This window comes from Streptomyces sp. WELS2, from assembly GCF_013870595.1.
GTDB lineage: Bacteria > Actinomycetota > Actinomycetes > Streptomycetales > Streptomycetaceae > Streptomyces.
The window spans coordinates 1-7248 of the sequence record NZ_JACBWZ010000281.1 but is presented as its reverse complement, the minus strand read 5'-3'; the positions used below and the strand labels follow the sequence as shown (position 1 = coordinate 7248).

Below are 7248 nucleotides of genomic sequence, written 5' to 3'. Positions count from 1 at the left end.
TGCCGAACCGGGCGCACCGGGTCCTGCCGGGGCCCTGGAGGCAGTCCGGGCCGCGCCGCCTGCCGATCAGCGCCCACCGGATCCTGTACCGCCCGGGATCCCGGACGGACTCCGGACGGTGTGGCCTGCCGAACCGGGAGCGCGGCCGGATCCGCCCAGCCCCTGACCAGCAGCTCCCGTGCCTCAGCCCTGACGAGCCGTGCCCTCGGTCGGCTGCTCCGCCGGCTGCTCCGCCGCCCCCCGCAGCAGCACCGTGAGAAGTCGTACCGCGCCCCTCTTGTGCAGCGGGTCGTTGCCGTTGCCGCACTTGGGCGACTGGATGCAGGACGGGCAGCCGGCCTCGCACTCGCAGGAGGCGATGGCCTCGCGGGTGGCGGACAGCCAGGTGCGGGCGGTGTGGAAGGCCCGCTCGGCGAAGCCCGCGCCGCCGGGGTGGCCGTCGTAGACGAAGACCGTGGGCAGGAGGGTGTCGGGGTGCAGCGGCACGGACACTCCGCCGATGTCCCAGCGGTCGCAGGTCGCGAAGAGGGGCAGCATGCCGATGGAGGCGTGTTCGGCGGCGTGCAGCGAGCCGCCGAGGATCTCCGGGGTGATCCGGGCCTCGTCCAGCTGGTCCTCGGTGACCGTCCACCACACCGCGCGGGTGCGCAGCGTACGAGGAGGGAGGTCGAGTTTCGTCTCGCCCAGGACCTCGCCGGTGATGAGGCGCCGGCGGAGATAGGAGACCACCTGGTTGGTGACCTCCACCGAGCCGAAGCACAGGCGGCCGGAGCCCCACGGGATCTCGGTGTCCGTCTCCAGGATGGAGATCGACGTGGTGTCGCGGGCGACGGTCGAGTACGGCGGGTCGGCCTGTTCGACCAGGGCGACGGAGTCCTCCAGGTCCAGGGAGCGCACCAGGTAGGTGCGGCCCTGGTGCAGGTGGACGGCGCCCTCGTGGACCGTGGAGTGCGCGGCGCCCGCGTCGACCGTGCCGAGCAGCCGGCCCGTGCCGGACTCCACGATCTGCACCGGGCGGCCACCGGCGCCGCGGATGTCGGTGAGGTCGGCGGCCCGCTCCCGGCGGGTCCAGTGCCAGGCCCGGGTGCGCCGGCGCAGCAGCTTCGCGGCTTCCAGCTGCGGCAGCACGTCCGCGCAGCCGGGACCGAAGAGTTCCAGGTCCTCCTCGGTCAGCGGCAGCTCCGCGGCGGCGGCGCACAGGTGCGGGGCGAGCACGTAGGGGTTGTCGGGATCGAGGACCGTCGATTCCACCGGTTGGTCGAACAGGGCCTCGGGGTGGTGGACGAGGAAGGTGTCCAGCGGGTCGTCGCGGGCGACGAGGACCGCGAGGGCGCCTTGGCCGGAGCGGCCCGCGCGGCCCGCCTGCTGCCACAGGGACGCGCGCGTGCCCGGGTAGCCGGCGATCACCACCGCGTCCAGGCCGGAGACGTCCACGCCCAGCTCCAGGGCCGTCGTCGCGGCGAGGCCGAGGAGTTCGCCGGAGTGCAGCGCGCGTTCCAGGGCGCGGCGTTCCTCGGGGAGGTAGCCGCCGCGGTAGGCCGCGACACGCCGGACCAGGGAACGGTCGACCTCGGCGAGCCGCTCCTGGGCGATGACGGAGATCAGCTCGGCGCCGCGCCGGGAGCGGACGAAGGCGACCGAGCGCACGCCCTGCACGGTCAGGTCGGTCAGCAGATCGGCGGTCTCGGCGGTGGCGGTACGCCGTACGGGGGCGCCCTTCTCCCCCTGCAACTCGGTGAGCGGGGGCTCCCAGAGGGCGAAGACCAGTTCCCCGCGCGGGGAGGCGTCGTCGGCGACCTCCACCACCGGCAGGCCGGTCAGCCGGCGGGCGGAGGCCGCGGGCTCGGCGGAGGTCGCCGAGGCCAGCAGGAACACGGGGGAGGAGCCGTAGCGGGCGCACAGGCGGCGCAGCCGGCGCAGCACCTGGGCGACGTGCGAGCCGAACACGCCGCGATAGGTGTGGCACTCGTCGATGACGACGTACCGGAGCGCCTTCAGGAAGGAGGACCAGCGCGGGTGGGAGGGGAGTATCCCGCGGTGCAGCATGTCCGGGTTGGTGAGGACGTAGTTGGCGTACTGGCGGATCCACTCCCGTTCCTCGAACGGGGTGTCGCCGTCGTACACGGCCGGGCGTACCGAGGTGCCGAGAGGTTGTGAAAGTTCCTTCACCGACCGGCACTGATCCGCCGCGAGCGCCTTGGTGGGCGCCAGGTAGAGGGCGGTGGTGCCGCGCCCGTTCGGGGCCTCGGACCCGTCCAGGAGGGTGGACAGGACGGGCATGAGATAGGCGAGGGACTTGCCGGAGGCGGTGCCGGTGGCGACGACCACCGAGTCGCCGTCCAGGGCGTGCTCGGCCGCCCGCGCCTGGTGCGCCCAGGGATGCTCGATTCCGCACGCCTGGACGGCCGCGATCACCTCGGGCCGAATCCGGTCAGGCCAGACGGCATGGCGGCCCGGGCGCGGGGGCAAGTGCTCCGTATGAGTGATGCGCGCAGCCCGGCTCGGCCCGGAGGCGAGCCGGTCCAGGACCGCGCTCGGAGACGGTCGGGACGCCGGGTCCGCCGGGGTTCGATCGGATCGGTGATTCTTGGCCATCGGCACCGAGTGTGTCACTGGTGTGACGGACAATGGAGTCAAGGCGTCGTGCACGCCTGCCGGTAAGTGATTGAATGCCATCGCGGCTGGCGAAGCGTCCCGGGGGCCGCAAGCCGAGGTGCCCGAGGGACAAACGCTCGATAGCAAGGTGCTGGAGGATCCGTGGACCTGTCCCTGTCGACCGAGACCGTCGGCGATCGTACGGTCGTCCGAGTCGGTGGCGAAATCGACGTGTATACCGCGCCCAAGCTGCGCGAGCAGCTGGTCGAGCTGGTGAATGACGGGAGTTTCCACCTCGTCGTCGACATGGAGGGCGTGGACTTCCTCGACTCCACCGGGCTCGGCGTGCTGGTCGGCGGTCTGAAGCGGGTGCGTGCCCATGAGGGCTCGCTGCGCCTGGTCTGCAACCAGGAGCGCATTCTCAAGATCTTCCGTATCACCGGCCTCACCAAGGTGTTCCCGATCCACACCACGGTCGAGGAAGCGGTGGCGGCCACCGACTGATCGGCCGCAGGCCGATCCCGGGACCGGTCGCCGGCGCCGGGCTCCTGCCGGAGCCCGGCCGTCGGGCGGTCCCCCCTGGGCCGCGCCCACGACGCGGATGACGCAGACCAGACGCTGCGGACGGGGCGGCCCGGGGTAGAGGAAGGACACGAGGGGGTGCGGCCGCCCGGCGGCGGCCCCGTCCCCGACCGCACGCCCGTAGTCGCGAGGGGGATGCATGGCCACCGTCGAACTCCGCTTCAGCGCGCTGCCCGAACACGTCCGGACCGCCCGGCTGGTGGCGGCAGCGGTGGCGCGCAGGGCGGGAGTGGACGAGGCCGTCCTGGACGAGGTGCGCCTGGCCGTGGGGGAGGCGTGCTCCCGCGCGGTGGGACTGCACCAGAGCAGTGGCGTCACGGCACCGGTGAAGGTGGCGCTGATCGAAGAGGAGAAACAGTTCTCCATCGAGGTCGGCGACGAGGCGCCGCACGCCGTCGCGGGCGGCGACACGCCCGGCACCGCGCAGGACGGCGACACCGAGGTCGAGGAGGACGAGATGGGCCTGGCGGTCATCAGCGGCCTCGTCGACGACGTGGAGGTCACCACCGGACCGAACGGCGGACTGATCCGCATGACCTGGCCGACCACGCCGCCGGCCACGGCGCTCGTCTGACCGACGGCGTAGCCGCACCCGCGAGGGCCCTGCTCGGCAGGGCCCTCGTCGTATTTTCCGGGCGCATCGCAATTCGTGAAGGAATTCACGATCAATAGCCCGATAATTTGATCAAGCACCAATGCGGCCGTCAATGCCCTGAGGGCATTACTTCTTTCGGGTTCCATGTCGTTCTCTCGATCATTTGCTGAAGAGCGCGAGGAGGCCGAATCCGTTTACCGTCCCCTGTTTAGATCACTCCGGGGTACCTACAATCCGTCCACATCTTGAGCTCAGCCCAAGCGTCAAGGAGGACGAATGGCGGGGCTTTCTACCCCTCATCTGGGTCATCCCACTTCTCTCGCAGCAGCGGTTCTGACCGACGACAATCGGATCATCGTCGCCGTTATCGCGGCCGTCGCCCTGGCCGCGCTGGTGGTCGCGGGGATCCTGGTCCGGCAGGTACTCGCGGCGGGCGAGGGAACCGACAGCATGAAACGGATCGCCGAGGCGGTCCAGGAAGGCGCCAAGGCCTATCTCGCCCGGCAGTTGCGCACGCTCGGCGTATTCGCCGTCGTCGTGTTCTTCCTGCTCATGCTGCTGCCCGCGGACGACTGGAATCAGCGGGCCGGCCGCTCGGTGTTCTTCCTGATCGGAGCGGCGTTCTCGGCGGCCACCGGCTATATCGGCATGTGGCTCGCCGTGCGCAGCAACGTGCGGGTCGCCGCGGCGGCCCGGGAAGCGACTCCCGCGGACGGCGAACCCCGAAAGGATCTCACCACCGTCTCGCACACCGCGATGAAGATCGCATTTCGCACGGGCGGCGTCGTCGGCATGTTCACGGTGGGGCTCGGCCTGCTGGGCGCCTCCTGTGTGGTGCTGGTGTACGCCGCCGACGCGCCGAAGGTGCTGGAGGGCTTCGGCCTCGGCGCCGCCCTGATCGCCATGTTCATGCGGGTGGGCGGCGGCATCTTCACCAAGGCCGCCGACGTCGGCGCCGACCTGGTCGGCAAGGTCGAGCAGGGCATTCCGGAGGACGACCCGCGCAATGCCGCGACCATCGCCGACAACGTGGGCGACAACGTCGGCGACTGCGCGGGCATGGCGGCCGACCTCTTCGAGTCGTACGCCGTGACCCTGGTGGCCGCGCTGATCCTCGGCAAGACCGCCTTCGGCGACTTCGGACTGGCCTTCCCGCTGCTGGTGCCCGCCATCGGTGTGATCACGGCGATGATCGGCATCTTCGCGGTCGCCCCGCGCCGCGCCGACCGCAGCGGCATGAGCGCGATCAACCGCGGCTTCTTCATCTCCGCGGTGATCTCGCTGGCGCTGGTCGCGGTGGCCGTCTTCGTCTACCTGCCGGGAAGCTACGCCGGCCTGGACGGCGTCACCGACGCGGCGATCAAGGGCAAGGACGGCGACCCGCGCGTCCTCGCGCTGGTCGCGGTCGCCATCGGCATCCTGCTCGCCGCCGTCATCCAGCAGCTGACCGGCTACTTCACCGAGACCAACCGCCGCCCGGTGCGGGACATCGGCAAGACCTCGCTGACCGGGCCGGCCACCGTCGTCCTGTCCGGCATCTCGGTCGGTCTGGAATCGGCCGTGTACACCGCCCTGCTCATCGGGCTCGGTGTGTACGGCGCGTTCCTGCTCGGCGGCACGTCGATCATGCTGGCGCTGTTCGCGGTGGCCCTGGCCGGCACCGGCCTGCTCACCACGGTCGGCGTGATCGTCGCCATGGACACCTTCGGGCCGGTCTCCGACAACGCGCAGGGCATCGCCGAGATGTCCGGCGACGTCGAGGGCGCGGGCGCGCAGGTGCTCACCAACCTGGACGCGGTCGGCAACACCACCAAGGCCATCACCAAGGGCATCGCCATCGCCACCGCCGTCCTGGCCGCGTCGGCGCTGTTCGGGTCGTACCGCGACGCGATCACCACCAATGTGCAGGACGTCGGCGCCAAACTGACCGGGCCGGGCTCACCGCTCGGCCTGTCGCTGGATATCTCGCAGCCCAACAACCTGGTCGGACTGATCGCGGGCGCCGCGGTCGTCTTCCTGTTCTCCGGGCTGGCCATCAACGCCGTGTCGCGCTCGGCCGGTTCGGTGGTGTTCGAGGTGCGGCGGCAGTTCCGCGAGAAGCCCGGGATCATGGACTTCACCGAGAAACCCGAGTACGGCAAGGTCGTCGACATCTGCACCAAGGACGCCCTGCGCGAGCTGGCCACGCCCGGTCTGCTCGCCGTCATGGCGCCGATCTTCATCGGGTTCACGCTCGGCGTCGGCGCGCTCGGTTCCTACCTCGCCGGTGCCATCGGCGCGGGCACGCTGATGGCGGTGTTCCTCGCCAACTCCGGCGGTGCCTGGGACAACGCCAAGAAGCTGGTGGAGGACGGCCACCACGGCGGCAAGGGCAGCGAGGCGCACGCGGCCACGGTGATCGGCGACACGGTCGGCGACCCCTTCAAGGACACCGCCGGACCCGCGATCAACCCGCTGCTGAAGGTCATGAACCTGGTGTCGCTGCTCATCGCACCGGCCGTGATCAAGTTCTCCTACGGCGACGACAAGAACCTCGGCGTGCGGATCGGGATCGCGGTCCTCGCCCTGCTGGTGATCATCGTCGCCGTGTACGTCTCCAAGCGGCGCGGCATCGCCGTCGGCGACGAGGACAACGCCGAGCGGGTCGGCAACTCGCCCGACGCGGCGGTGGTCTCCTAGCCAGGGGCGGCAAGACCCGGGTGACGGACGGGCGGCCGGCGCGTGCGGACGCGCCGGCCGCCCGTCCTGCCGTGTGGGCCCGGCGACGTCGTGAGCCTTCTCTCTCATGGCACAAAAGGTCATAAAAGCTGACTGATCTCTCGTCCGGTACCGGGGGTGAGGCCGTCCGCCGTGTAGATTCCGGGGGCCGAGAGCCATGGAAGGGACCAATCCGGTGAACAAGAAGCTCGCGGCCGCACTGTCCGGCGGTGCGGTACTCGCAGTCGCGGTGACGGGGTGTGGCGGCGACGGCGACAAGGGGCCCGACCCCAAGCTGGTGTCCTGGGCCAAGACGGTGTGCGACGCCGTGCCCGCCCAGAGCGCCAGGATCAAGTCGGCCAACGCGTCGATCGCGTCCATCGCCACGAACAGCAACCTTCCGCCCAAGGACGCCCAGAAGACGTACGTCGAGGCCTTCCAGAACCTCGCCGACGGCTACAAGGCCCTCGCGGGCGCCCTCGACAGCGCCGGCGCGCCCCCCGGCATCGACGGCGGAGCCAAGCTCCAGAAGGACGCCGCCAGGAACCTGGCCGGCCTGTCCACGTCGTACACCGACCTGAAGAAGACGGTCGAGGGACTCGACACCAAGGACCAGGGCAAGTTCGCCAAGGGCCTCAAGGAGGTCGCCGGCCAGACCAAGGAGATCGGCAAGCAGGGCGACGACGGCACGGAGGCGCTGAAGCGGCTGGAGCAGGGCGAGGTCAAGGAGGCCATGGCCGAGCAGCCCAGCTGCAAGGTCGCCGCGTCCGCGGCGGCAC

5 protein-coding genes are annotated in these 7248 nt (G+C 70.7%); 4 read left to right on the top strand and 1 reads right to left on the bottom strand.

Translation table 11 applies throughout. The features are described from left to right. Nucleotides 1–183: 183 nt before the first annotated feature. Nucleotides 184–2676: a DEAD/DEAH box helicase gene (locus H5J33_RS17760; RefSeq protein WP_181795917.1), complete on the bottom strand. Its 2493-nt coding sequence runs from the start codon at nucleotides 2674–2676 to the stop codon at nucleotides 184–186. An 81-nt stretch (nucleotides 2677–2757) separates the two neighbouring features. On the opposite strand from H5J33_RS17760, the gene bldG reads away from it, so the two are divergent. The 4 genes from bldG to H5J33_RS17740 all read left to right on the top strand — a co-directional run. Beyond that, nucleotides 2758–3099: an anti-sigma factor antagonist BldG gene (gene bldG / locus H5J33_RS17755; protein ID WP_030781841.1), complete on the top strand. Its 342-nt coding sequence runs from the start codon at nucleotides 2758–2760 to the stop codon at nucleotides 3097–3099. A 217-nt stretch (nucleotides 3100–3316) separates the two neighbouring features. Continuing rightward, complete coding sequence (locus tag H5J33_RS17750) at nucleotides 3317–3751, top strand: ATP-binding protein (protein WP_181795916.1); 435 nt, start codon at nucleotides 3317–3319, stop codon at nucleotides 3749–3751. Between the two features lie 297 nt (nucleotides 3752–4048). Next, nucleotides 4049–6451: a sodium-translocating pyrophosphatase gene (locus H5J33_RS17745; protein ID WP_181795915.1), complete on the top strand. Its 2403-nt coding sequence runs from the start codon at nucleotides 4049–4051 to the stop codon at nucleotides 6449–6451. A 214-nt stretch (nucleotides 6452–6665) separates the two neighbouring features. Beyond that, a partial coding sequence (locus H5J33_RS17740; protein ID WP_309485423.1) for a small secreted protein occupies nucleotides 6666–7248 on the top strand: 583 nt, incomplete at its 3' end.

What these genes read in the sequence shown, in the direction of transcription:
- H5J33_RS17760 (WP_181795917.1), bottom strand. Translation starts at nt 2,676, where the DNA reads ATGGCATTCAATCACTTACCGGCAGGCGTGCACGACGCCTTGACTCCA.
- H5J33_RS17750 (WP_181795916.1), top strand. Translation starts at nt 3,317, where the DNA reads ATGGCCACCGTCGAACTCCGCTTCAGCGCGCTGCCCGAACACGTCCGG.
- H5J33_RS17745 (WP_181795915.1), top strand. Translation starts at nt 4,049, where the DNA reads ATGGCGGGGCTTTCTACCCCTCATCTGGGTCATCCCACTTCTCTCGCA.